The sequence below is a fragment of the Pseudomonas sp. P9_35 genome (genome assembly GCF_034008205.1).
GTDB lineage: Bacteria > Pseudomonadota > Gammaproteobacteria > Pseudomonadales > Pseudomonadaceae > Aquipseudomonas > Aquipseudomonas kilonensis.
This window is the reverse complement of sequence record NZ_CP125373.1, coordinates 321,773-346,171: the sequence shown is the minus strand read 5'-3', so window position 1 is coordinate 346,171 and position 24,399 is coordinate 321,773. Positions and strand designations below refer to the sequence as shown.

Genomic DNA, 24,399 nt, shown 5'->3' with positions numbered 1-24,399 from the left:
AGCGTCGACTGACACACCGCCATCGCGAGCAAGCTCGCTCCCACATTGGGATTTGTGTCAGGCCAACAGGCCTATTACAAATCCGCCTCCTGCACCACCCGCACCTTCTCCGCCTCCAGCGCATACGCCGCACTCGCCAGATCGTTGTCGACTTTTTCGATCTTCAGCGTGCCGGTCACCCACAGCGGTGTATAGATGTCATCCAGCTTCAGGCCCTTGGGATAGCGCACCAGCACCAACTGATTTGGCGGTGGCGGTGGGACGTGGATGCAGGCGCCAGGGTAAGGCACCAGGAAAAACAGCGTGCTGCGGCCCTTGGCGTCGGTTTCCAGCGGCACCGGGTAACCACCGATGCGGATATGCTTGTCGTTCATCGACGCCACGGTCTTGGTCGAATACATCACCGCCGGCAAGCCTTTGCTTTGCTTCAGGCCACCTTTTTCGGTGAAGGTGCCATTGGCTTCGGGGGAGTCGTGGTCGATCTCGGGCATGGCCTCGAGGGCTTTCTGGTCCGACTTGGGCATCAGTTCGAGCCAGTCGGTTTCCGGCAGCTCGGCAGCATGGGCCAGGCCACTGCCCAGCAGAAGAAGGGTCAACACTAGACGGCGCATGAAAGGGCTCGGCAATGAGAGGAAAGTGAAACGCCGAGCATTCTAGCCCCCTCTGCGCGCCAGGCAGAGAGGGCTTTGTCGCATTTGAATCAGTTTCTTTTGATCAGGCCGTAGATCACCAGCAATACCACCGCGCCCACCAGGGCCCCGATGAAACCAGCACCTTGGCCGGCCTGGTAGATACCCAGGGCCTGGCCGCCGTACGTGGCCGCCAACGAACCGCCGATACCGAGCAGGATGGTCATGATCCAGCCCATGCTGTCATCGCCCGGTTTCAGGAAGCGTGCCAGCAGGCCAACGATCAAGCCGATAAAAATGGTTCCGATGATTCCCATGGCATTGCCCTCTGGTTGGATAGCTATGCCAAAGCCTAGACAGACTTTGGCACTTAGCCATGAGAGAGATTAGCCGACGAATGGTTCCACCGATGTTGCAGATTATTGCTCGGCGATCAGCGTCTCGACCTTGATGATCTGCTGCGCCAACGTCGCCCGGTCCGCGCAACGCAGGTTGGCGTGACCGACCTTGCGCCCGGCCTTGAACGCCTTGCCATAGTGATGCAAATGGCAGTCAGCGATCGACAGGACTTTCTCGCTGTCCGGCACCTTGCCGATGAAGTTGAGCATCGCGCTCTCACCGACCTTGGCGGTCGACCCCAGCGGCAGCCCGGCCACCGCCCGCAGGTGGTTTTCGAACTGGCTGCACTCGGCGCCTTCGGTGGTCCAGTGCCCGGAGTTGTGTACCCGAGGGGCGATTTCGTTGGCCTTGAGGCCGCCGTCCACTTCAAAGAACTCGAACGCCATCACGCCGACATAATCGAGCTGCTTGAGCACCCGGCTGGAATAGTCTTCGGCCAGGGCCTGCAACGGATGATCGGTGCTGGCGACGGACAGCTTGAGGATGCCGTCCTTGTGGGTGTTGTGCACCAGCGGATAGAAACGGATTTCACCGTCACGGGCACGCACGGCGATCAGCGAGACTTCCCCGGTGAACGGCACGAAGCCTTCCAGCAGGCAGGCCACGCTGCCGAGTTCGGCGAACGTACCGACCACGTCTTCAGGCTTGCGCAGGACTTTCTGGCCCTTGCCGTCGTAACCCAGGGTACGGGTCTTGAGCACGGCAGGCAGGCCGATGGCAGCGACGGCGGCGTCCAGGTCGGCCTGGGACTGAATGTCGGCAAAAGCCGGCGTGGGAATGCCCAGGTCCTTGAACATGTTCTTTTCGAACCAGCGGTCGCGGGCGATCCGCAAGGCTTCGGCGCTCGGGTAGACCGGGACGAACTGGGACAGGAAAGCCACGGTCTCGGCCGGGACGCTTTCGAACTCGAAGGTCACCAGGTCAACTTCATCAGCCAATTGACGCAGGTGATCCTGGTCGCCGTAGTCGGCCCGCAGGTGCTCACCCAACGCGCTAGCACAGGCGTCCGGCGCCGGGTCCAGGAAAGCGAAGTTCATCCCCAGCGGCGTACCTGCCAGGGCCAACATGCGACCCAACTGGCCGCCACCGATTACACCGATCTTCATTCGTCAACAACCTCAGGCAATGCGTGGGTCTGGATTGTCCAGGACGCTGTCTGTCTGCTCAGCGCGGAATTTTTTCAGCACGGTATGAAATTGTGGATGCTTGGCGCCCAGGATGCTCGCCGACAACAGGGCCGCGTTGATCGCGCCAGCCTTGCCGATGGCCAGGGTCGCGACCGGGATGCCGGCTGGCATCTGCACGATCGACAGCAACGAATCGACGCCCGAAAGCATCGCAGACTGGACCGGCACGCCCAGCACCGGCAGGTGGGTCTTGGCCGCACACATGCCTGGCAAATGGGCGGCGCCACCGGCACCGGCGATGATCACCTCGATGCCACGCGCCTCGGCCTCTTCGGCGTACTGGAACAGCAGGTCCGGGGTACGGTGGGCGGAGACCACTTTCACCTCGTAAGGGATGCCGAGCTTTTCCAGCATATCGGCGGTGTGGCTAAGGGTGGACCAATCGGACTTGGAGCCCATGATCACGCCAACCAGTGCACTCATCGTCGTGCCTCTTCTCTCTGGGCGCCCGCAGGCGCGTCAAAAAACAACAAGCCACGCAGGAAACCGGCGTGGCTTGTTGTACGAATTATGGCCGGGCAAGCCGACCGAAGGCCGGGCAGTATACCGAAAATGGTGCGTTAAACGCACTTTCGCCGACCATCTGTCATTTGCGATGAAGTGGCGGTTTTATTGACTCTCAGGTCAGCGTCGGAACACCACAAATCCCCTGTGGGAGCGAGCTTGCTCGCGATAGCGATAGGTCAGTCAATGCAACTGTGAATGTCAGTCCGTCATCGCGAGCAAGCTCGCTCCCACAAGGGCTCGGTGGTGCCCCTGATATCAGTGACATCCCACAAAGGGGACTGCGTTGGATTCAAGATCCAATAGCACCCTGCGCCACGCCGCCTTCGAGCTTGCGCCACAACAACCGCACATTGGCCTTGCGCACCAGGGCGCAGCGGTACAAGCGGATCTCCAACGGCACGTGCCATTGCGGGCCGCCGCAGATCACCAGTTCGCCCCGGGCCAGTTCGGCGCGTACGCTCAGGTGCGGCACCCAGGCGATACCCAGGCCTTCCAGGGCCATGCTCTTGAGGCTGTCGGCCATGGCCGTCTCGTAGATCGTGGTGAATCGCAGCGCCCGCTGGCGCAACAACTGGTTGACCGAACGCCCGAGGAAGGCCCCGGCGCTGTAGGCCAGCAGCGGCACGCTGGCCTCGCCTTCAGGGTCGAACAGCGGCTTGCCATCGGCATCGGCGGCGCACACCGGGAGCATCTCGGTCTGGCCCAGGTGCAGCGACGGGAAAATCTCCGGGTCCATCTGCATGGCCGAATCCGGATCGTAGAAGGCCAGCATCAGGTCGCAGCCCCCTTCACGCAAGGCGTGGACAGCATCGCCGACGTTGGTCGCCACCAGCCGCGTGGCGATGTTCATCCCTTCGTTGCGCAACTGGGCGATCCAGCGCGGGAAGAAACCCAGCGCCAGGGAGTGGGCGGCGGCCACTTGTATGACTTCGCCCTGTCCGCCCTCCAGGTGATGCAAATGGCGCAACACTTCACCCAGTTGCTCGACCACCGTGCGCGCCGTCACCAGGAACAACTGCCCCGCCGCCGTCAGCTCGACGGGCGTGCGCGAACGGTTGACCAGGGTCAGCCCCAGCGCCGCCTCGAGGCTGCGGATTCGCCGGCTGAAGGCCGGTTGCGTCACGAAACGCCGCTCGGCCGCCTGGGAGAAACTGCGGGTAGCGGCCAGGGCACTGAAGTCCTCAAGCCATTTGCTTTCAAGATTCATCACGCCTCCCTTAAACGCACCAAAACAGGTCACACGTTCGTCGCACCGCCGACGTCACACCGACATTATGCCGAATATGCATAGGCCAGTGCTTAACAGCATTGGCCCTATTTTTTTCCAGAGCCTAGGATTCGCAGCGTTCCGGCTCAGACCGGGTCCTTATCGAGATGATTTCCATCATGTCCTCCGCTGCATCATTCCGCACAGAAAAAGACCTGCTTGGCGTACTCGAAGTACCAGCACAAGCGTATTACGGCATCCAGACCCTGCGAGCGGTAAACAACTTCCGTCTCTCCGGCGTCCCGATCTCGCATTACCCCAAGCTGGTGGTCGGTCTGGCAATGGTCAAGCAGGCCGCCGCTGACGCCAACCGCGAACTGGGCCAGCTCAGCGAAGCCAAGCACGCAGCCATCAGTGAAGCCTGTGCACGATTGATCCGCGGCGATTTCCACGAAGAATTCGTGGTGGACATGATTCAGGGCGGCGCCGGCACGTCGACCAACATGAATGCCAACGAAGTCATCGCCAACATCGCACTGGAGGCCATGGGCCACCAGAAAGGCGAGTACCAGTACCTGCACCCCAACAACGACGTGAACATGGCGCAGTCCACCAACGACGCCTACCCAACCGCGATCCGCCTGGGTCTGCTGCTGGGCCACGACGCGTTGCTGGCCAGCCTCGACAGCCTGATCCAGGCGTTCGCGGCCAAAGGTGAAGAATTCAGCCACGTCCTGAAAATGGGCCGCACCCAGCTGCAAGACGCCGTGCCGATGACCCTCGGCCAGGAATTCCGCGCCTTCGCCACCACCCTGAGCGAAGACCTGGCGCGCCTGAAAACCCTGGCGCCTGAACTGCTCACTGAAGTGAACCTTGGCGGCACCGCCATCGGCACCGGCATCAACGCCGACCCGCGCTACCAGGCCCTGGCCGTACAGCGCCTGGCAACCATCAGCGGCCAGCCGCTGGTTCCGGCCGCCGACCTGATCGAAGCCACCTCCGACATGGGCGCCTTCGTGCTGTTCTCCGGCATGCTCAAGCGCACTGCGGTCAAGCTGTCGAAGATCTGCAACGACCTGCGCCTGCTGTCCAGCGGCCCGCGCACCGGCATCAACGAAATCAACCTGCCGGCTCGCCAGCCAGGCAGCTCGATCATGCCCGGCAAGGTCAACCCGGTGATCCCGGAAGCGGTCAACCAGGTGGCATTCCAGATCATCGGCAACGACCTGGCCCTGACCATCGCGGCCGAAGGCGGCCAACTGCAACTGAACGTGATGGAACCGCTGATCGCCTTCAAGATCTTCGACTCGATCCGCCTGCTGCAACGGGCCATGGACATGCTGCGCGAGCACTGCATCGTCGGCATCACCGCCAACGAAGCGCGCTGCCGTGAACTGGTCGAGCACTCGATCGGCCTGGTCACCGCCCTGAACCCGTACATCGGCTATGAAAACGCCACCCGCATCGCCCGTATTGCCCTGGAAAGTGGCCGCGGCGTGCTGGAACTGGTGCGCGAAGAAGGCTTGCTCGACGACGCCATGCTCGACGACATCCTGCGCCCGGAAAACATGATTGCTCCGCGTCTGGTCCCGCTCAAGGCGTGATCGACACGACACCGCTCACCAGGTCGAGGGACTAGACACCTCTCACCTTTTGAGGGCTTGGGGATCTTCCCCAAGCCCTTTTTTTAATTGATAGCAGCAAAGGATGACTGAACCTGTGGGAAGGAACCTGCTCGCGATAAACGACGACGTGCTGCCCGTAGTAAACCGCGTCGCCAGCCAACGCGAGCAGGCTCTCGCCCATAAAAACCTGACCGAAAGGCCAGGTGTTTCAAAGGATTCGTTTCGTCGGACGCACCACAACTGTGCAGACGGGCACCGCGCTGATAGGTATAGTGCCGCCCCTCTTCGCATGAGTGATCGTCTGCAGCGAGATCCTTAAACATGCGAAAACCGAACTAATAACAACCCGCAAAAATGGACCGGGACGAAACATTGCCTCACCTGTCGCGCTGCGCGCCGACCGATGTAACGCGATATTTCAAATGGCCAGCATTTGCTTAAACAAAAAACAGCGAGGAATACTCATGCTCGAAGTCATCAACGACTTCCTTTCAGGGAAAGTGCTGATCCTGCTCATTGTCGGGCTCGGTGGCTACTTCACGATCCGCTCGCGTTTCGTCCAGTTCCGTCATTTCTTTCACATGTTCACGGTGTTCCGTGACAGTCTGAAAAGCAGCACTGACCAGCTCAGTTCCTTCCAGGCCCTGATGCTCAGCCTGGCTGGCCGTGTCGGCGCGGGCAACATCGCCGGTGTCGGCATCGCCGTGACCCTGGGTGGTCCTGGTGCGGTGTTCTGGATGTGGGTGACTGCCCTGGTCGGTATGTCCAGCAGCTTCTTCGAATGCTCCCTCGGCCAGCTCTACAAGCGCTGCGACTCCGAAGGCCAGTTCCGTGGCGGCCCGTCCTACTACATCCAGCACGGCCTGCAGAAACGCTGGTTGGGCATGATCATGGCGTTCCTGCTGCTGATCACCTTCGGCTTCGCCTTCAACGGCCTGCAAGCCCACGCGGTCACGCACTCCCTGAACAACGCCTTCGGCCTCGACACCACCTACACCGGCCTGGGCCTGGCGGTGCTGCTGGGTCTGGTGTTCATCGGTGGGATCAAGCGTATCGCCAAGGTTGCCGACCTGCTGGTACCGGTCAAGACCCTGGTGTACATCGGTGTGACCATCTACGTGATCGTGCTGCAATTCGACCACGTACCGGCCATGCTGGCGACCATCGTCAGAAGCGCCTTCGGCCTGGACCAGGCCTTTGGCGGCCTGATCGGCAGTGCCATCGTCATGGGCGTCAAGCGTGGCGTGTTCGCCAACGAAGCCGGCCTGGGCAGTGCGCCTAACGTAGCCGCCGTCGCGTCGGTCGAGCACCCGGTAGCACAGGGTGTGGTACAGGCGTTCAGCGTGTTCCTGGACACCTTCGTGATCTGCACCTGCACCGCGCTGCTGATCCTGCTGTCGGGCTTCTACACCCCAGGCTTCGAAGGCGACGGCATTGCCCTGACCCAGAACTCCCTGGCGGCCGTCGTGGGTGACTGGGGCCGGATGTTCATCTCCGTGGCCCTGGCGCTGTTTGTCTTCACCTCGATCCTCTACAACTACTATCTGGGCGAGAACAACCTGCGCTTCATGCTGGGTGAGAACCGCAAGGCCCTGATCGCCTACCGCGCACTGGTCCTGGTCCTGATTTTCTGGGGCGCCATCGAAAACCTCAGCACCGTGTTCGCCTTCGCCGACATCACCATGACCCTGCTGGCGTTCGTGAACCTGATCGCGCTGTTCCTGCTGTTCAAGGTCGGCATGCGCATCCTGCGTGACTACGATGACCAACGTGCGGCCGGCATCAAGACCCCTGTCTTCGATTCCAGCAAGTTCCCGGACCTGGATCTGGACCGCAATGCTTGGCCGGCCAACCCATCGGCGCCGGTCACCAAGCCTGACGCCGCTGTTGCTGGCGTGACCGCAGCGCAACGCTGATCGGTAGAAGCTGTTTGGAAAAAACCGGGCGCATCCCCTGCGCCCGGCGTGACACAGCCTAAGGTCGGCGTCATGCTCGACCTTATGTTGTGGCAGCTAACCCAAGCTGCCGTTTTCGTCCTCGGAGAACAACCCCATGAATGGCTCGACCTACCCTGCCGCCCAGCACGTCATGGTGCTCTATACCGGCGGCACCATCGGCATGCAGGCCAGCGCCCACGGCCTGGCCCCGGCATCCGGTTTCGAAGCGCGGATGCGCGATTACCTGCACAGCCAGCCTGAACTCGTCGTCCCGCAATGGCGCTTCCGGGAAATGTCGCCGCTGATCGACAGCGCCAACATGACCCCAGCCTATTGGCAACAACTGCGCGAAGCGGTGGTCGATGCCGTGGATGTGCAGGGCTGCGACAGCGTGCTGATCCTGCACGGCACCGACACCCTGGCCTACAGCGCCGCGGCGATGAGCTTCCAACTGCTGGGCCTGCATGCGCGGGTCTGCTTCACCGGTTCCATGCTGCCCGCCGGCGTGACCGACAGCGACGCCTGGGAAAACCTCAGCGGCGCGCTGGTCGCTCTAGGCCAGGGTCTGGCGCCGGGCGTGCACCTGTACTTCCACGGTGAGCTGCTGGCGCCAACCCGTTGCGCGAAGGTGCGCAGCTTCGGTCGTCACCCGTTCAAGCGCCTCGAACGCCAGGGCGGCGGCGTCAAAGCCTCCTCGCTGCCGGCGCAGTTGAATTACAACCAGCCCAAGCAACTGGCGAACATCGCGGCGCTGCCGCTGTTTCCCGGCATCAGCGCCGAGATCCTGGACGGCCTGCTGGGCAGCGGCATCCAGGGCCTGGTGCTGGAATGCTACGGCAGCGGCACCGGGCCGAGCGACAACCCGGCCTTCCTCGCCAGCCTCGAGCGGGCGCGGGACAGCGGCGTGGTAGTCGTGGCAGTGACCCAATGCCATGAAGGTGGCGTCGAGCTGGACGTTTACGAAGCTGGCAGTCGCTTGCGTGGCGTTGGCGTGCTGTCCGGCGGCGGCATGACCCGCGAAGCCGCGTTCGGCAAGTTGCACGCCTTGATTGGCGCAGGGCTGCCGGTGGAAGAGGTTCGGCGGCTGGTAGAGCTGGACCTGTGTGGCGAGCTGAGCTGAGCTTAGACGCTGCAAAACCTGTGGAGCAAAGCTTGCTCGCGATGCAGGCGACACAGATCAACTGTAAGGTCGCGTCATCGTTCTTCGCGAGCAAGCTTTGCTCCCACAGGTCTACTCCCACATTAGAGGTTGTGTTGAACCTTCGATTTTCACCCGGCATATAACTTGCTCCGTTTCCAACCTTCCCCAGGCTGGAAACGGACATGCTTCATTCCCACCTCACCACCCTCAACGCCGTCTCCCTGGTGCTGAGCACCTTCAAGAACCAAGGGCTGTCCAGTGAGGCATTGCTGGCCGGCAGCGGCATCAGCGCGGCGGACCTGAGCCGGGCCGATACGCGCATCACCACCAACCAGGAGATGCAGGTCTGCGCCAACGCCGTGGCGCTCAAGCGCGACATCGGCCTGGAGCTGGGCCTGCGCATGCACGTTTCGTCCTACGGCATGCTCGGCTATGCCCTGCTCACCAGTGCCACCTTAGGTGACGCCTTGCGCCTGGCGCTGCGCTATCCGGCGCTATTGGGAACACTCTTCGAACTGAACCTGGACGATGACGGCCAGTACATCTGGTTCAGCGCCAGCGATTATCGGGAGAACCCGGCCCTGGCGGTGTTCAATGCCGAGTTCTGCATGGTTTCGCTGAGGGTCATCTGTAACGACCTCCTTGGTCATGCACTGCCCTTGCGTGCGGCACGCTTCGAACATCCGGCGCCCGATTACCAGGCGCGCTACGCCGCGCTCTTCGATTGCCCGGTACGCTTCGACAGCGTCGATAACGCGTTCGCCTTCGAGCGCCACTGGCTCGACCAACCCCTGCCCCTGGCCGACCCCATCACCCATCACGCCATGGCCGAACGTTGCCGCCGGCAGAACACCGAATTCACCGGGCGCCAGGCCTGGCTGGGACGGATCCGCCAGTTGCTCGACGCCCAACTGAACGCCGCCCCCGGGCTGGAAGGCCTGGCCGAGCAGATGAACTGCTCGGCGCGCACCTTGCGCCGCCACCTCAAGGACCTGGGCTGCAGCTACCAGGAACTGCTGGACGAACTGCGCTTCGAACGGGCCAAGCAGATGCTTTGCGAGGACCAATTGCCGATCTATCGAATCGCCGAACGACTGGGCTTCAGCGAAACCGCCAGCTTCCGCCACGCCTTCGTGCGCTGGAGCGGCGTGGCGCCAAGCCAGTTCAGGGCCTGAATCGCCGCTTTCATATACAACACCCACCCCTGCCGGGACCGGAACATGGTTACACCTGTGGCGAGGGAGCTTGCTCCCGCTCGGCGGCGCAGCCGTCGTAAACCGGCTGACGCAGTTTGTCTGGAGAAGTGCGTCAACCTGCTTGGGGCGGCTTCGCCACCCAGCGGGAGCAAGCTCCCTCGCCACAAGTGTGTGCCTTGAGGCAGGGGGCGTCTGCGCGGCCGCTATCGCGAGCAAGCTCGCTCCCACATTGTTCCGCGGTGCTCACAGTATGGGTATCCACCGCCCATCCCCTGTGGGAGCGAGCTTGCTCGCGATGGCAATCCAGTCAGCGCCGCAAAAACGCCTGATGCAACGCATCCACCGTCTCGAAGTGATACGCCGGGCCCTCGGCGCTGAGTTCTTCATGGCTGCCAAACCCATACCCCACCGCCGCCGCATCCAGGCCGTTGCTGCGGGCGCCGATCAGGTCGTGTTTGCGGTCGCCGATCATCAGGGTGGTGGCCGGGTCGAGGCCTTCTTCGGCCAGCAGGTGGGCGATCAGCTCGATTTTGTTGGTGCGGGTGCCGTCCAGTTCGCTGCCGTAGATCACTTTGAAGTGCCGGGCGAAGTCGAAGTGGCGGGCGATTTCCCGGGCGAACACCCAAGGTTTGGAGGTGGCGATGTACAACTGGCGCCCCTGGCCGCCCAAGGTTTCCAGCAGTGGCATCACGCCGTCGAAGACGCGATTTTCGTATAGGCCGGTGACCTTGAAGCGTTCGCGATAGAAATTCACCGCCTCCCAGGCCTTCGCTTCATCGAAGTCGTAAAACTGCATGAAGGCCTGCAACAGCGGCGGACCGATGAAATGCTCGAGGCGGGTCAGGTCGGGCTCGTCGATGCCCAGTTTGCTCAAGGCGAACTGGATCGAACGGGTGATGCCCTCGCGGGGGTCGGTGAGGGTGCCGTCGAGGTCGAAGAGTACAGTCTGGTAGTGCATGGCTGTTCCTGGGCAATATCACTGAATTGTGAGTGCTTCGCACTCAAGCGGGAGCAAGCTCCCTCGCCACGATGAACCTCATCAGGGCTGGTCGTAGCCTTCAGCCAGGTGCAGGTCCTTGAGCTTCACGTAGTTCGCCGCGCTGTAGGTGAAGAAGGCGCGCTCCTTGTCCGTCAGCGGCCTGGCCTGCTTCACCGGGCTGCCCACATATAAAAAGCCGCTTTCCAGGCGCTTGCCCGGCGGTACCAGGCTGCCGGCACCGATGATCACATCATCTTCGACCACCGCGCCGTCCATGACGATGCTGCCCATGCCGATCAGGATCCGGCTGCCCACGGAGCAGCCATGGAGCATGACCTTGTGGGCGATGGTCACGTCATCGCCGATCAGCAACGGGAAACCCTCGGGATTGAACGGCCCGGCGTGGGTGATGTGCAGCACGCAACCATCCTGGACACTGGTACGCGCACCGATGCGGATGCGGTGCATGTCGCCGCGAATGACCGTCAGCGGCCAGACGGAGCTGTCTTCGCCGATTTCGACGTCGCCGATCACCACCGCGGTGCTGTCGACAAAAGCGCCCCGGGCTAGCCGCGGGCTGTGGTTCTGGTACGTGCGAAGGGTCACGATAGGCTCTCTCTTATCCGGTGATAGGCGCTGCTAGCTGCGGTGAACGTCGATTGTAATTAAGATGGGCCCATGTTTCTTCCAGCCAAGGTGTCGACCGTGAGCGTGAACAACCCTCTTTTGCAGCCCTATGACCTGCCGCCATTCTCGGCGATCCGTGCCGAGCACGTGCAACCGGCCATCGAGCAGATCCTGGCCGACAACCGTGCCGCCATCGCCGAGCTCCTCAAGACCCAAGTCCAGCAGCCTACCTGGGCCGGCCTGGTATTGGCGATGGACGAGCTCAATGATCGCCTGGGCGCCGCCTGGAGCCCGGTCAGCCATTTGAACGCCGTGCGCAACAGCCCTGAACTGCGCGAAGCCTACGAGGCCTGCCTGCCGGCATTGAGTGCCTACTCCACCGAGCTGGGCCAGAACCGCGAGCTGTTCCAGGCCTTCGAAGCCCTGGCGAGCAGCCCTGAAGCCGCGGGTTTCGACGTGGCGCAGAAAACCATCCTGGAACATTCCCTGCGTGACTTCCGCCTGTCGGGTATCGACCTGCCGCCGGAGCAGCAGAAGCGCTACGCCGAAGTGCAGAGCAAACTGTCCGAGCTGGGCAGCCGCTTCTCCAATCAATTGCTGGACGCGACCCAGGCCTGGACCAAGCACGTCACCCTTGAGGCCACCCTCGCCGGCCTGACCGACTCGGCCAAGGCGCAAATGGCCGCGGCCGCCCAGGCCAAGGAGCTGGACGGCTGGCTGATCAACCTGGAATTCCCCAGCTATTACGCGGTGATGACCTACGCCGAAGACCGCGCCCTGCGTGAAGAAGTCTACGCCGCCTACTGCACCCGCGCGTCGGACCAGGGCCCGAATGCCGGCCAGAACGACAACGGCCCGGTGATGGAACAGATCCTCGACCTGCGTCAGGAACTGGCCCAATTGCTCGGTTTCGCCAACTTCGCCGAGTTGAGCCTGGCGACCAAGATGGCCGAATCCAGCGATCAGGTCCTCAGTTTCCTGCGGGACCTGGCCAAGCGCAGCAAACCGTTCGCCGCCCTGGACCTGGAACAGCTCAAAGCCTTCGCCGCCGAACAGGGCTGCCCCGACCTGCAAAGCTGGGACAGCGGTTTCTACGGTGAAAAACTGCGCCAGCAGCGTTACAGCGTGGCCCAGGAAGCCCTGCGTGCGTACTTCCCGATCGACAAGGTACTGGGCGGCCTGTTCGCCATCGTGCAACGCCTCTACGGCATCGAGATCGCCGAACTGAAAGGCTTCGACACCTGGCACCCGGACGTGCGCCTGTTCGAAATCAAGGAAAACGGCCAACACGTCGGCCGCTTCTTCTTCGACCTCTACGCCCGCGCCAACAAGCGCGGCGGGGCCTGGATGGATGGCGCCCGCGACCGTCGTCGCACCTTCGAAGGCGTCCTGCAAAGCCCGGTCGCCAACCTGGTGTGCAACTTCACCCCGGCCGACAGCGGCAAGCCGGCGCTGCTGACCCACGATGAAGTCACCACCCTGTTCCACGAATTCGGCCATGGCCTGCACCACCTGCTGACCCGTGTCGAACATGCTGGCGTGTCCGGCATCAACGGCGTGGCCTGGGATGCCGTGGAGCTGCCGAGCCAGTTCATGGAAAACTGGTGCTGGGAGCCCGAAGGCCTGGCGCTGATTTCCGGCCACTACGAAACCGGCGAGCCCCTGCCCCAGGACCTGCTGGAGAAAATGCTCGCGGCGAAAAACTTCCAGTCCGGCCTGATGATGGTCCGCCAGTTGGAGTTCTCGCTGTTCGACTTCGAGCTGCACGCCACCCACGGCGATGGCCGCAGTGTGCTGCAAGTGCTCGAAGGCGTGCGCGACGAAGTCTCGGTCATGCGTCCACCGGCCTACAACCGCTTCCCCAACAGCTTCGCCCACATCTTCGCCGGCGGTTATGCGGCGGGCTACTACAGCTACAAATGGGCGGAAGTGTTGTCGGCCGACGCGTTCTCCAAGTTCGAAGAAGACGGCGTGCTCAACGCCGACACCGGGCGTGCCTTCCGTGAAGCCATCCTGGCCCGTGGCGGCTCGCAGGAGCCGATGGTGCTGTTCGTCGACTTCCGTGGCCGTGAGCCGTCGATTGACGCACTCTTGCGCCACAGCGGCCTGACCGAGGACGCGGCAGCATGAGTGAGGGACCTGTGATTACCAAGCGACGCTTTATCGCCGGGGCGGTCTGCCCGGCCTGCAGCGAGCCGGACAAATTGATGATGTGGAACGAAGACGGCGTGCCCCACCGTGAATGCGTGGCCTGCGGTTATTCCGACACACTCAACGAGCAAGGCCTGTCGGTGCCCAAGGAATTGGGTACCCGGGTCAATACCTCGGCGCTCAAGGCGCCGGACGCCAAGGTCCAGGCGGTGCAGTTTTTCCCCAACCCGAAGCTGAAGAAAAAAACCGACTGACATCTTTGGCATCACCTTCCGGGCCGCCCGGCCCGGAAGCGTTACATATGTACCGCAGCGCCTCATGCATTCCTCATCAGACTGGCCTGACACGTCCAGACTGACAGGAAGCCTCCATGTACCGCCCTTATGCTCCCCTCTTGCAGGCCTATGTCCTGCCACCTTTTTCAAACATCCGCGTCGAACACTTCTCTCCCGCGCTAGACCAGATCATTGCCGAAAGCCGTGCCAAAGTCGCCGAGATCATCAAGACCCAGACACCGTACCCTACGTGGGATGACCTGGTGTTGGCGATGGATGAAATCCACGCACGCCTGAAAAGCTTCGGCTTTGTATTGGAACTCATGGCGTCGACCAGGATTGATGATGCCTGGGGACAGGTTTCGGACGATTGCCAACAACGGCTGCAAGATTTCCAGCGATCGCTGATGCAACATCCCGAACTGTTTCAGCTTTACCAACGCTTGGCGAACAGCCAGATCGCCCTGCATTTCTCCCCCGTGCGAAAACGAACGCTGGCAAAAATCCTGCGGCGGTTGCGCCAGAATGGAATGGGATCGCCGTCACCGGAGAAGCTCAATGACCTGAAGCTACGTATCCAAGGCGCCCAGACCTTGTTCCTTGAGCACTTGCACGCAGCGAACAAAGCGTGGAGCAAAATACTCCATGATGAAGCCCAACTGAGTGGCCTGCCGTCATCCTTCAAGCAGCTCATGGCCGAGCAAGCCCGTGAAAAGGGCGGCACAGGCTGGCTGCTGACCCTCAACGACGAGTCGTTTCGCATCGTCACCCGTTACGCCGACGATCCTGTCTTGCGCAAGCAAATGTACGCTGCCTATAGCACCCGTGCATCGGATCAAGGGCCGCAGGCCGGGGTTTACGACAACGGCGAAGTGCTGCGCCAATTGCTCAGGGATCGGTATGCACTCGCCAAACTGCTGGGCTATTCAAGCTATGCGCAGATGGCAGTCGAGCCAGAGCAAGCGCAGTCGCCAGAAGACGTCATGACGTTCTTGCAAGGGCAGCTAGACCAACAGGAAACCGTGTTTGCCGAAGATGCGAAGCAACTGGAGGCGTTTGCCAAGACGCAACATGTCAACGAATTAACGCCCTGGAATGTGCAGTACCTGGCCGAAAAACTTCGTCGGCAAACGGCCGGTATCTCGGAGCAGGACGTCAGCGCCTGGTTCGCACTGGAACCGACTTTTGCCCAGCTGCTGCTGATCGCCACGGATCTGTTTGGCGTGGACTTCATCGAACGCCAGGACGTGACGAGCTGGCATCCGCAGGTGCGTCTTTTCGAAGTCCGGGAGGGGGGCGAAACCCTCGGCTACTTTTATTTCGATCCCTTCGAATATGCGGATCAGAATGGCTTTCCCAATACCACTACCCTGCGAAACCGCCGCATCACCGCCGAGGGCCGGCCGCGTTATCCCATCGCGGTGCTGCATGGCTGGTTGCCGCGCGGTTCCAGCACCACCCCCCTGTTGCTGGATTATCGGCAACTGCGAGTGCTCTTCCACGAATTAGGGCACTGTCTGCACCATGTGTTAAGCCGGGTTGAATACCGCGACGTCTCGGGCATCACCGCGCTCAGCCGGGACGCGGCCGAATTCGCTGGCGTGTTGTTCGAACAGTGGTGCACCGCCAAAGAATTCCTCATCCGGATATCGAAGCACCACCAAACCGGAGCACCGTTGCCGGACAAAGTCGGCGATCAGTTGAGGGTCTATCTACAGACCCAAACCAGTTGGGGCATTGCGGGGCAGATACGCGATGCGTTATTCGACATGGAACTGCACCACAGCCACGGTGACGGTCGTACCGCCCAGCAAGTATTCGAGCAAGTGCGTGCAAAAGTAGGCCACTTACCGATGTTCATGCACGAACGCTGGCCCAATGGCCTGGATTACATGGTCACAGGCTACGCCGCCGGGATTTATACCTACCTTTGGTCCACGAGCCTGGCCAGGGCCGTATTCGAACGATTCAAGCGCAACGGCTTATTCGATAGGGAAACCGGCAGGGCGTTGCGTGAAACGATATTCGAGCGGGGCGATTCACGACCGCTGTCCGAATCCATCGAGGCTTTTTTACACGCAACCGATCACCGTGCTGGAACCAGCGCTTGAGGGTCAAGGTGACGCGCCGGGGTCGTTGAATTGACCCAGCTTTCCAGGGAGCAAAGGGCAAAGACGCTGGTGCTGCAATCGCCATTCGCCAGCGCCACGCGGAGTTTGTCGACATCGGCCTGCATCATGTAACGCACCCCGTCCTTGAAGTGATGACTGTCACCGAAGCCCCCTTCGGTCATTTCGTTCAAGGCATCTTCTTTGCTCCACCCCTGCACCACCACCCGGTACATGGCGGCGACCAGGCCGGTGCGGTCCGAGCCGTGCTTGCAGTGCATCAGCACCGGCCCCTTGGCTTCGGCCGCCTGGACGGCGCGCAAAGCCCTGAGGATATCGCTGTCATCGACATGATTGGTGCGATAGGGCAACTGCACTTGCTCGATGCCGGGGGTGGACAGCCAACGCTTGTCCGACTCCGGCAGGAAGGTGATGACCGTGCCGATCCTGAGTTTGCTCAACAAGGGCAACGCTCCGCCATCCGGCAGGGAGCTGCGATAGAGCGTCGGTGACATCTGGTAGAGGTTGTAGTCCTTTTCCACCGGCTGCGCCCATTCCGCGGGCCTCGCGTCAGGGGCATCGGCCGCTTGGGCGGGGATCTCGGCCAGCCCGATGAGCAAGGCCAGGCACAGCAGTGAACGGGAACAGAGCTTGAGCATGCACGGACGACCGAAAATGGAGAGATACAAGAGGCTCAGTGTCGGCTCGCTGCGGTTAAAAGCCTGTGAGGAGAATGTCAAAGCGTTGTGAACGATGATCGAGGATTCGGGCTGCTGAATGGCACTGGCCTTAATCGAAGGCAACGAATACTGTATGCACATACAGCTTTCGGAGTACTCCCATGTCAGCTTCTCTTCCGCCTCGCGGCCGCGGCACCGCGACCAACCCGCACAACCGCTTCGCCCCGAGTCGCTCGGTGGCCGAAGATGACGGCTGGTATCAGGAAGTCCCGCCGACCCAGGGCACCGAAGTTCGCATCGAAATGGCCAAGACCATCATTACCCGCAACACCTCGTCCGATATCCCCTTCGATCGCTCGATCAACCCGTACCGAGGCTGCGAACACGGCTGCATCTACTGCTATGCGCGGCCCAGCCATGCCTATTGGGACATGTCGCCGGGGCTGGATTTCGAAACGAAGCTGATCGCCAAGACCAATGCCGCCGATGTGCTGGAAGAGCAATTGTCCCGGCGCGGCTATCAATGCGCGCCAATCGCACTGGGGTCCAACACCGATCCCTATCAACCTATCGAACGCGAACAGCGGATCACCCGCAGGATTCTCGAGGTGCTGCTGCGCTATCGGCATCCGGTGACCATCGTCACCAAGGGATCGCTGATCCTGCGCGACCTGGACCTGCTGACCGAGCTGGCGCAACAACGCCTGGTGCACGTGATGATCAGCCTCACCACCCTGGACGATGAGCTCAAGCGTATTCTCGAACCCCGCGCGGCGGCGCCCAAGGCGCGGTTGCGGGCGATCAAGGTCATGCGCGAGGCGGGCATTGCCGTGGGGGTGCTGTGTGCACCGATGATCCCGATGATCAATGACAGCGAGATCGAGAGCCTGCTGACCGAAGCCCACGCCGCCGGCGCGCAGAATGCCGCCTACGTCATGCTGCGCCTGCCGCTGGAAGTCGCGCCGCTGTTCGAGGAGTGGTTGCAGGCGCACTACCCGCAGCGCGCCGCCCACGTGCTGAGCCTGGTGCGCCAGAGCCGCGGCGGCGAACTGTATGACAGCCGCTTCGGTGCGCGGATGCGCGGTGAAGGCCCGTTCGCCGACCTGCTGGCCCAGCGTTTCGCCAAGGCCCTCAAGCGCTTGGGGCTTGAGCGTCGCGACGGATACAATCTTGATTGCGATGCCTTCTGTCCGCCGGGCCGACAGATGTCCTTGATTTGATTAAAGTTGACCTTGGAACAGCGCTGGGCATGAGCTGCGCCAGTGTTTTGCCACCCCTGTAATCATTGTTCTAGAGCCTTCGATTTCAGTTTGAGTTAAGTTTCGGCCGCTACCTTGTTCAGCGAGTGACTGATGGGTCGGACATGTCGACCTGGATGTTTTTAACCAGCCACTGGCGTCATACCGTCAAAAAGAGGATGAATCATGAGTGACAAGGATAAACAGCCGTTGGCTGCGTCGGCTTCAGCCCAACCCCAGGCGGAAACCGCCGATGCAGCGCTGCAGCATATTGTTGACGGCTTTTTGCATTTCCATCACGAGATCTTTCCGCAACAGGAAGAACTCTTCAAGAAACTCGCCACCGCCCAGACGCCCCGGGCGATGTTCATCACCTGCGCCGATTCGCGCATCGTGCCCGAGTTGATCACCCATAGTTCCCCCGGCGACCTGTTCGTGACCCGTAACGTCGGCAACGTCGTTCCACCTTATGGGCAAATGAACGGCGGCGTCTCCACCGCCATCGAATACGCCGTACTGGCCCTCGGCGTGCAGCACATCATCGTCTGCGGCCATTCCGATTGCGGCGCCATGCGTGCCGTGCTCAACCCGGACACCCTGGAAAAAATGCCCACGGTCAAGGCCTGGCTGCGCCACGCCGAAGTGGCCAAGACCATGGTCCACGACAACTGTCCGTGTGGCGACGAAAAACAGACCATGTCGATCCTCACCGAAGAGAACGTAATCGCGCAGTTGCAGCATTTGCGAACGCATCCCTCGGTCGCATCGCGCATGGCCAATGGTCAGTTGTTCATCCATGGCTGGGTGTACAACATCGAGACCAGCGAGATCAAAGCCTATGACGCGGACCAGGGACGCTTCCTGCCGCTCGATGGCAGCCATCCGATACCGGTGGCGACGCCCAAAGCGCGCTTCTAACCACTCCTAAACTTGTGTGGTTCAAGCCTTGCCGGCATTTGCGCGGTAGGGCCTTGCCATGCCTGAAGAAAACTTCGGGAGAGTCGCCATGCGTGCTCAATTAAAAGCTGTTCTGCCACGGGAGCTATTGGCTTCGGTGGTGGTGTTTCTGGTGGCGCTGCCCTTGTGCATGGGCATTGCCATCGCGTCCGGCCTGCCACCGGCCAAAGGCCTGATCACCGGCATCATCGGTGGCCTGGTGGTGGGTTTCCTGGCCGGTTCCAAGCTGCAAGTCAGTGGCCCGGCCGCCGGGTTGGCGGTGCTGGTCTTCGAATTGGTGCGCGAGCATGGCGTGGCCATGCTCGGGCCGATCCTGTTGCTGGCCGGTCTGCTGCAATTGTTGGCCGGGCGCTTTCGCCTCGGCTGCTGGTTCCGGGTCACCGCGCCGGCGGTGGTGTACGGGATGCTCGCGGGTATTGGCGTGCTGATCGTGTTGTCCCAGGTCCATGTGATGCTCGACGCGGCGCCCAAGCCGTCAGGGCTGGATAACCTCGCGGCGTTCCCCGCGGCGGTGGCCCAGGCCTTGCCGTCCTTCGGCTGGCAGGCCGGCTTGCTCGGTTTGTCGACGATTGCGGTGATGTGGTTGTGGGAGAAGTTTCGTCCCCACAGCCTGCGCTTCGTTCCCGGCGCCTTGCTGGGCGTGGGCCTGACGACCGTCGCCAGCCTGCTGCTGGCCTTGCAGGTCAAGCGCGTGGAAGTCCCGGAGAACCTCGCCGAAGCGATTGATTGGCTGCGTCCGGCGGACCTGCTGAACCTGGCCGACCCGACGCTGCTGGTCGCCGCGTTCGCGGTCGCCTTCATTGCCAGCGCCGAAACCCTGTTGTCGGCGGCCGCCGTGGACCGCATGCACAGCGGTGATCGTGCGGACTTCGACCGGGAACTGTCGGCGCAAGGTATCGGCAACATGCTCTGCGGCCTGCTCGGCGCCCTGCCGATGACTGGGGTGATCGTGCGCAGTTCGGCCAACGTCCAGGCCGGGGCCACCACCCGGATGTCGACGATTTTCCACGGCCTGTGGTTGTTGCTCTTCGTGCTATTGCTGTCCAGCGTGCTGCAAAGCATTCCGGTGGCGAGCCTGGCGGGGGTGTTGGTGTACACCGGTTTCAAACTGGTGGACCTCAAGGCGTTTCGCAGCCTGGGCCGCTATGGCCGGATGCCGATGTTCACCTACGCCGCAACGGCGTTGGCGATCATCTTCACCGACCTGCTGACCGGTGTGCTGATCGGCTTCGGCCTGACCCTGGCGAAACTGGCCTGGAAAGCCTCACGGCTGAAAATCAGCCTGATCGACCTGCCCCAGGAAGGCGAGATGGAACTGCGACTGGTCGGGGCCGCGACCTTCCTCAAGGTGCCGGCGCTGACCCAGGTGCTGGGCAGCATACCGACAGGCGCGACCGTGCATGTGCCGCTCAATAACCTGAGCTACATCGATCACTCGTGCCTGGAGCTACTGGAAGAATGGGGCCGGGCGAATGCCAGCAAGGGTTCGAAGCTGCTGATCGAATCCCGCGGGCTCAAGCGCCGGCTGGAAGGGCGCTTGCGTACCACGGTAGGGGTTGGTGCCGCCTCAGCCTGACACCTCAAGTCCAAATGTGGGAGCGAGCTTGCTCGCGATAGCGGTGTATCAGCCACCTGCGATGTGGCTGATCCAATGCAATCGCGAGCAAGCTCGCTCCCACAGGGGTGGGGGTTGATCAAGCCGCTGGCTGATCCAGCTCCAACCCAACGCCCAGCTGGCGCGACAGGCACGGCCAGCGCTTCCAGGCAGCGCCCGTGTCCGGGCTGCCGAGTTTCTCCCGGTAAGACTCCACCGACTCCAGCGCAAAGCTGTCTTCGTTGAGCATTTCGTCCACGGCGTGATGCACGGCTTCATCCAGCTGGTTGGCGAACGGTTCGCCGATCAAATGGTGAGCGATCAGGTTGGCGACCGTCATGTCCAGCGGGATCAGCGGTTGGCTGAAATGCTTGATGTACAGGTCGTTGACCTCCTCCACCAGCCGATGGGCCAGGTAGGCTTCATCCAACAGGCTGTCCAGACCGACGTGGCCTTCCATCAGCTTGGGTGGCTGGAGGAAAAACTGTTCGGCGATTTTCAGTACCGGCTTGATCTGCGATTCGATCCCGGCTTCGCGGGCCACTTCGTTGGCGGCGTCCAGCAGGTCTGGCACTTGTTCGATGTAAGCGGTGACAAAACGGGTCATGACGCCCTTCGCGTCGATGTCTGGCAATTGGATCGCGGCGTGCAGATGCGGTAACTGGGCCTCCAGCTGGCGGGTCAATTGGCCGGTCTCGGCCTCGTGTTGTTGGGCTTTTTGGATCTGCTCGCGCAATGCGGCGGTGTTCATGAAAACTCCAGGAAACAAAGGCAATGAAATAGGGAAGACATAACTTAGCTGGCGCAAAAACACTCCTAAGACCTAATTTTCATAACCGCCCCTTCCTTGCTACAGCACAGTTATATCGGTTTGCCATCACTCAGGTTCGCATCCTTCTCCATTCGTGGGCTCTAGCGCAAGCCCCGGCTGTTTCAAACGATTTACGCCATCGCGTTGCGAGGTTGCAGGTGCTGTCTATACTCGGGTTGGAATGGAGTTAGCTGATGACACCCGATTGCATGTGCAGCAAGGCGCGGCGAGTCAATTAAGCAGTCTGAATAGCCGATCCCTTGCCGCAGGCTTTACGCCTACGGGATAACAAGAACGATAAGGGGAACCCGCAATGACGCGACATCCACACGTATGGATGGGCCTCCTGTTGTGGTCGATTTTCAGTCAGGCACAAGCGGCCTGGACTGTGAATATGGCGCCTGGAGCGACACAGATCAGCAATGCAGTGTTCGACCTGCACATGACCATTTTCTGGATCTGTGTGGTCATCGGCATCATTGTCTTCGGCGCCATGTTCTGGTCGATGATGATGCACCGCCGCTCAACCGGCCAAAATGCCGCGCATTTCCACGAAAACACCCGCGTCGAAATCCTCTGGACCATCGTGCCCTTCGTGATCCTGGTGCTGATGGCGATTCCTGCCACCGCCACCCTGATCAAGATGTACGACTCCAGCGAGTCGGACATCGATATCCAGGTCACTGGCTATCAATGGAAGTGGCACTACAAGTACCTGGGCCAGGACGTCGAGTTCTTCAGCAACCTGGCGACCCCCGCCGAACAAATTCATAACCAGAGCGCCAAGGGCGAGCACTACCTGCTGGAGGTCGACAAGCCGCTGGTGCTGCCGGTCGATGCCAAGGTGCGCTTTCTGGTGACCTCCGCCGACGTGATCCACTCCTGGTGGGTGCCGGCCTTCGCGGTCAAGCGCGATGCGATCCCAGGGTTCGTCAACGAAGCCTGGACCCGCGTCGACAAGCCCGGCCTGTACCGTGGCCAGTGCGCCGAGCTGTGCGGCAAGGACCACGGTTTCATGCCGATCGTGGTGGAGGTCAAGAGCAAGCCCGACTACGAAAAGTGGCTGGGCGAACGCAAGGCCGAAGCCGCGCAGCTTAAAGAGCTGACCAGCAAGGAATGGACCCTGGACGAGCTCAAGGAACGTGGCGACAAGATCTACCACACCACCTGCGTGGCCTGTCACCAGGCCGAAGGCCAGGGCTTGCCGCCGATGTTCCCGGCCCTCAAGGGCTCGAAAATCGCCACCGGGCCCAAGGCTGATCACCTGAGCCTCGTCTACCACGGCAAACCCGGCACCGCCATGGCCGCGTTCGGCAAACAGTTGTCGGAAGTCGATATCGCCGCAGTCGTGACCTATGAACGCAACGCCTGGGGCAACAACAAGGGCGACATGGTTACGCCTAAAGAAGTGCTGGAACTCAAACAGGCAGAAAGCAAATGAGCCGGCCTGACGTTCGTTCCCGCAACCGGTCGGGGCTCACCGCCCCGGGCCGTCCAGCCCACTCGTTCGAAGGAGACAGGACATGAGTGCTGTGATCGATGACCACGGTCATGCCGGCGCCGACCACGCCCATGGCCCCGCCAAGGGCCTGATGCGCTGGGTACTGACCACCAACCACAAGGATATCGGCACGCTGTACCTGTGGTTCGCGTTCTCCATGTTCCTGTTGGGCGGCTCGTTCGCCATGGTGATCCGCGCCGAGCTGTTCCAGCCCGGCCTGCAGATCGTGGAGCCGGCGTTCTTCAACCAGATGACCACCATGCATGGCCTGGTGATGGTCTTCGGCGCGGTGATGCCGGCGTTCGTCGGCCTGGCCAACTGGATGATCCCGTTGATGATCGGCGCGCCGGACATGGCCCTGCCGCGCATGAACAACTTCAGCTTCTGGCTGTTGCCGGCCGCGTTCCTGCTGCTGGTGTCGACGTTGTTCACAGCCGGTGGCGGGCCCAACTTCGGTTGGACCTTCTACGCCCCGCTGTCCACCACCTATGCGCCGGAAAGCGTGACGTTCTTCATCTTCGCCATCCACCTGATGGGCATCAGCTCGATCATGGGCGCGATCAACGTGATCGCCACCATCCTCAACCTGCGTGCCCCCGGCATGACCCTGATGAAAATGCCGCTGTTCGTCTGGACCTGGCTGATCACCGCGTTCCTGCTGATCGCGGTGATGCCGGTGCTGGCCGGCTGCGTGACGATGATGCTGATGGACATCCACTTCGGCACCAGCTTCTTCAGTGCCGCCGGCGGCGGTGACCCGGTGCTGTTCCAGCACGTGTTCTGGTTCTTCGGCCACCCCGAGGTGTACATCATGATCCTGCCGGCCTTCGGTGCCGTCAGCTCGATCATCCCGGCGTTCTCGCGCAAGCCGTTGTTCGGCTACACCTCGATGGTCTACGCCACGGCGGCCATTGCGTTCCTGTCGTTCATCGTCTGGGCGCACCACATGTTCGTGGTCGGCATTCCGCTGGTGGGCGAGTTGTTCTTCATGTACGCGACCCTGCTGATCGCCGTGCCCACCGGGGTGAAGGTGTTCAACTGGGCCAGCACCATGTGGCAAGGCTCGCTGACCTTCGAGACGCCGATGCTGTTTGCCGTGGCCTTCGTGATCCTGTTTTCCATCGGTGGTTTCTCCGGGCTGATGCTGGCCATCGCCCCGGCGGACTTCCAGTACCAGGACACCTACTTCGTGGTCGCGCACTTCCACTACGTGCTGGTGCCCGGCGCGATCTTCGGGATCTTCGCCTCGGCCTACTACTGGCTGCCGAAATGGACCGGCCACATGTATGACGAAACCCTCGGCAAGCTGCACTTCTGGCTGTCGTTCGTCGGGATGAACATGGCGTTCTTCCCGATGCACTTCGTCGGCCTGGCGGGCATGCCCCGGCGGATTCCCGACTACAACCTGCAGTTCGCCGACTTCAACATGGTCTCGTCCATCGGCGCGTTCATGTTCGGCACCACGCAGATCTTCTTCCTGTTCATCGTGATCAAGACCATCCGTGGCGGCCCGCCCGCACCGGCCAAGCCGTGGGATGGTGCCGAAGGGTTGGAGTGGAGCGTGCCTTCGCCGGCGCCGTATCACACCTTCACTACGCCGCCGGAAGTGAAATAGATGACACATGGCGCCTGTGTGGGAGCGAGCTTGCT

The 24,399-nt window shown here is 61.6% G+C and carries 21 protein-coding genes; 12 read left to right on the top strand and 9 right to left on the bottom strand.

Going from position 1 to position 24,399, the window contains the following annotated elements; genetic code table 11:
* Window positions 1-74: 74 nt before the first annotated feature.
* The 5 genes from QMK47_RS01505 to QMK47_RS01485 form a co-directional block, all read right to left on the bottom strand.
* A complete protein-coding gene (locus QMK47_RS01505; protein ID WP_214511198.1) occupies window positions 75-611 on the bottom strand; it encodes a DUF3299 domain-containing protein in 537 nt (178 codons plus the stop codon).
* Window positions 612-700: 89 nt separating this feature from the next.
* Window positions 701-946 carry a GlsB/YeaQ/YmgE family stress response membrane protein gene (locus QMK47_RS01500; protein WP_003196372.1) on the bottom strand — a complete coding sequence of 82 codons (246 nt, stop codon included), beginning with the start codon at window positions 944-946 and terminating at the stop codon, window positions 701-703.
* A gap of 102 nt (window positions 947-1,048) precedes the next feature.
* On the bottom strand, window positions 1,049-2,134 hold the full coding sequence (locus QMK47_RS01495; RefSeq protein ID WP_063323554.1) for a 5-(carboxyamino)imidazole ribonucleotide synthase: 1,086 nt from the start codon (window positions 2,132-2,134) through the stop codon (window positions 1,049-1,051).
* Between the two features lie 12 nt (window positions 2,135-2,146).
* Window positions 2,147-2,638, bottom strand: a complete 492-nt coding sequence (gene purE, locus QMK47_RS01490) for a 5-(carboxyamino)imidazole ribonucleotide mutase (protein ID WP_018604706.1) — start codon at window positions 2,636-2,638, stop codon at window positions 2,147-2,149.
* 373 nt (window positions 2,639-3,011) lie between these two features.
* Window positions 3,012-3,929, bottom strand: a complete 918-nt coding sequence (locus tag QMK47_RS01485; RefSeq protein WP_018604704.1) for a LysR substrate-binding domain-containing protein — start codon at window positions 3,927-3,929, stop codon at window positions 3,012-3,014.
* A gap of 179 nt (window positions 3,930-4,108) precedes the next feature.
* On the opposite strand from QMK47_RS01485, the gene aspA reads away from it, so the two are divergent.
* From aspA to QMK47_RS01465, 4 genes are all read left to right on the top strand, one after another.
* Window positions 4,109-5,533, top strand: a complete 1,425-nt coding sequence (gene aspA / locus QMK47_RS01480) for an aspartate ammonia-lyase (protein WP_186708252.1) — start codon at window positions 4,109-4,111, stop codon at window positions 5,531-5,533.
* 485 nt (window positions 5,534-6,018) lie between these two features.
* Window positions 6,019-7,470, top strand: coding sequence for an alanine/glycine:cation symporter family protein (locus tag QMK47_RS01475; protein WP_320389712.1), 1,452 nt, complete (start codon window positions 6,019-6,021; stop codon window positions 7,468-7,470).
* Window positions 7,471-7,606: 136 nt separating this feature from the next.
* On the top strand, window positions 7,607-8,611 hold the full coding sequence (locus tag QMK47_RS01470; protein WP_253470700.1) for an asparaginase: 1,005 nt from the start codon (window positions 7,607-7,609) through the stop codon (window positions 8,609-8,611).
* A gap of 203 nt (window positions 8,612-8,814) precedes the next feature.
* Entirely contained in the window at window positions 8,815-9,807 is a 993-nt protein-coding gene (locus tag QMK47_RS01465) for an AraC family transcriptional regulator (RefSeq protein ID WP_258690129.1), read from the top strand.
* A 328-nt stretch (window positions 9,808-10,135) separates the two neighbouring features.
* Here the strand turns inward: QMK47_RS01465 and QMK47_RS01460 are convergent, their stop codons facing one another.
* Together QMK47_RS01460 and QMK47_RS01455 are read right to left on the bottom strand one after the other, a co-directional pair.
* The gene (locus QMK47_RS01460; protein WP_253470696.1) at window positions 10,136-10,786 is read right to left on the bottom strand and encodes an HAD family hydrolase; all 651 of its coding nucleotides are present in this window, start codon (window positions 10,784-10,786) and stop codon (window positions 10,136-10,138) included.
* Window positions 10,787-10,867: 81 nt separating this feature from the next.
* Window positions 10,868-11,413, bottom strand: a complete 546-nt coding sequence (locus QMK47_RS01455; RefSeq protein ID WP_024617709.1) for a gamma carbonic anhydrase family protein — start codon at window positions 11,411-11,413, stop codon at window positions 10,868-10,870.
* Between the two features lie 72 nt (window positions 11,414-11,485).
* On the opposite strand from QMK47_RS01455, the gene prlC reads away from it, so the two are divergent.
* The 3 genes from prlC (at window position 11,486) to QMK47_RS01440 (ending at window position 15,971) form a co-directional block, all read left to right on the top strand.
* Entirely contained in the window at window positions 11,486-13,564 is a 2,079-nt protein-coding gene (prlC, locus tag QMK47_RS01450; protein WP_320389711.1) for an oligopeptidase A, read from the top strand.
* Window positions 13,561-13,839, top strand: coding sequence for a YheV family putative zinc ribbon protein (locus QMK47_RS01445; protein WP_018600854.1), 279 nt, complete (start codon window positions 13,561-13,563; stop codon window positions 13,837-13,839). The genes prlC and QMK47_RS01445 overlap by 4 nt, the downstream gene beginning before the upstream one ends.
* Window positions 13,840-14,132: 293 nt before the next feature.
* Window positions 14,133-15,971, top strand: a complete 1,839-nt coding sequence (locus QMK47_RS01440) for a M3 family metallopeptidase (protein WP_320389710.1) — start codon at window positions 14,133-14,135, stop codon at window positions 15,969-15,971.
* On the opposite strand, the gene QMK47_RS01435 is transcribed toward QMK47_RS01440, so the two are convergent.
* Entirely contained in the window at window positions 15,947-16,627 is a 681-nt protein-coding gene (locus QMK47_RS01435) for a tyrosine-protein phosphatase (RefSeq protein ID WP_258691282.1), read from the bottom strand. The genes QMK47_RS01440 and QMK47_RS01435 overlap by 25 nt on opposite strands.
* A gap of 182 nt (window positions 16,628-16,809) precedes the next feature.
* On the opposite strand from QMK47_RS01435, the gene QMK47_RS01430 reads away from it, so the two are divergent.
* From QMK47_RS01430 to QMK47_RS01420, 3 genes are all read left to right on the top strand, one after another.
* On the top strand, window positions 16,810-17,868 hold the full coding sequence (locus tag QMK47_RS01430) for a PA0069 family radical SAM protein (protein WP_003196342.1): 1,059 nt from the start codon (window positions 16,810-16,812) through the stop codon (window positions 17,866-17,868).
* 204 nt (window positions 17,869-18,072) lie between these two features.
* Window positions 18,073-18,804 (top strand): carbonic anhydrase, encoded by a 732-nt coding sequence (locus QMK47_RS01425; RefSeq protein WP_018600861.1) that lies wholly within the window; start codon window positions 18,073-18,075, stop codon window positions 18,802-18,804.
* An 88-nt stretch (window positions 18,805-18,892) separates the two neighbouring features.
* A complete protein-coding gene (locus QMK47_RS01420; protein ID WP_258690126.1) occupies window positions 18,893-20,419 on the top strand; it encodes a SulP family inorganic anion transporter in 1,527 nt (508 codons plus the stop codon).
* 118 nt (window positions 20,420-20,537) lie between these two features.
* Here QMK47_RS01420 and QMK47_RS01415 read toward each other — a convergent pair whose 3' ends face one another.
* On the bottom strand, window positions 20,538-21,188 hold the full coding sequence (locus QMK47_RS01415; RefSeq protein WP_320389709.1) for a hypothetical protein: 651 nt from the start codon (window positions 21,186-21,188) through the stop codon (window positions 20,538-20,540).
* Window positions 21,189-21,561: 373 nt separating this feature from the next.
* On the opposite strand from QMK47_RS01415, the gene coxB reads away from it, so the two are divergent.
* Together coxB and ctaD are read left to right on the top strand one after the other, a co-directional pair.
* Window positions 21,562-22,689, top strand: a complete 1,128-nt coding sequence (gene coxB, locus QMK47_RS01410) for a cytochrome c oxidase subunit II (protein ID WP_214511187.1) — start codon at window positions 21,562-21,564, stop codon at window positions 22,687-22,689.
* An 82-nt stretch (window positions 22,690-22,771) separates the two neighbouring features.
* Window positions 22,772-24,364, top strand: a complete 1,593-nt coding sequence (gene ctaD / locus QMK47_RS01405) for a cytochrome c oxidase subunit I (RefSeq protein WP_003196332.1) — start codon at window positions 22,772-22,774, stop codon at window positions 24,362-24,364.
* The last annotated feature ends 35 nt before the right edge of the window (window positions 24,365-24,399 follow it).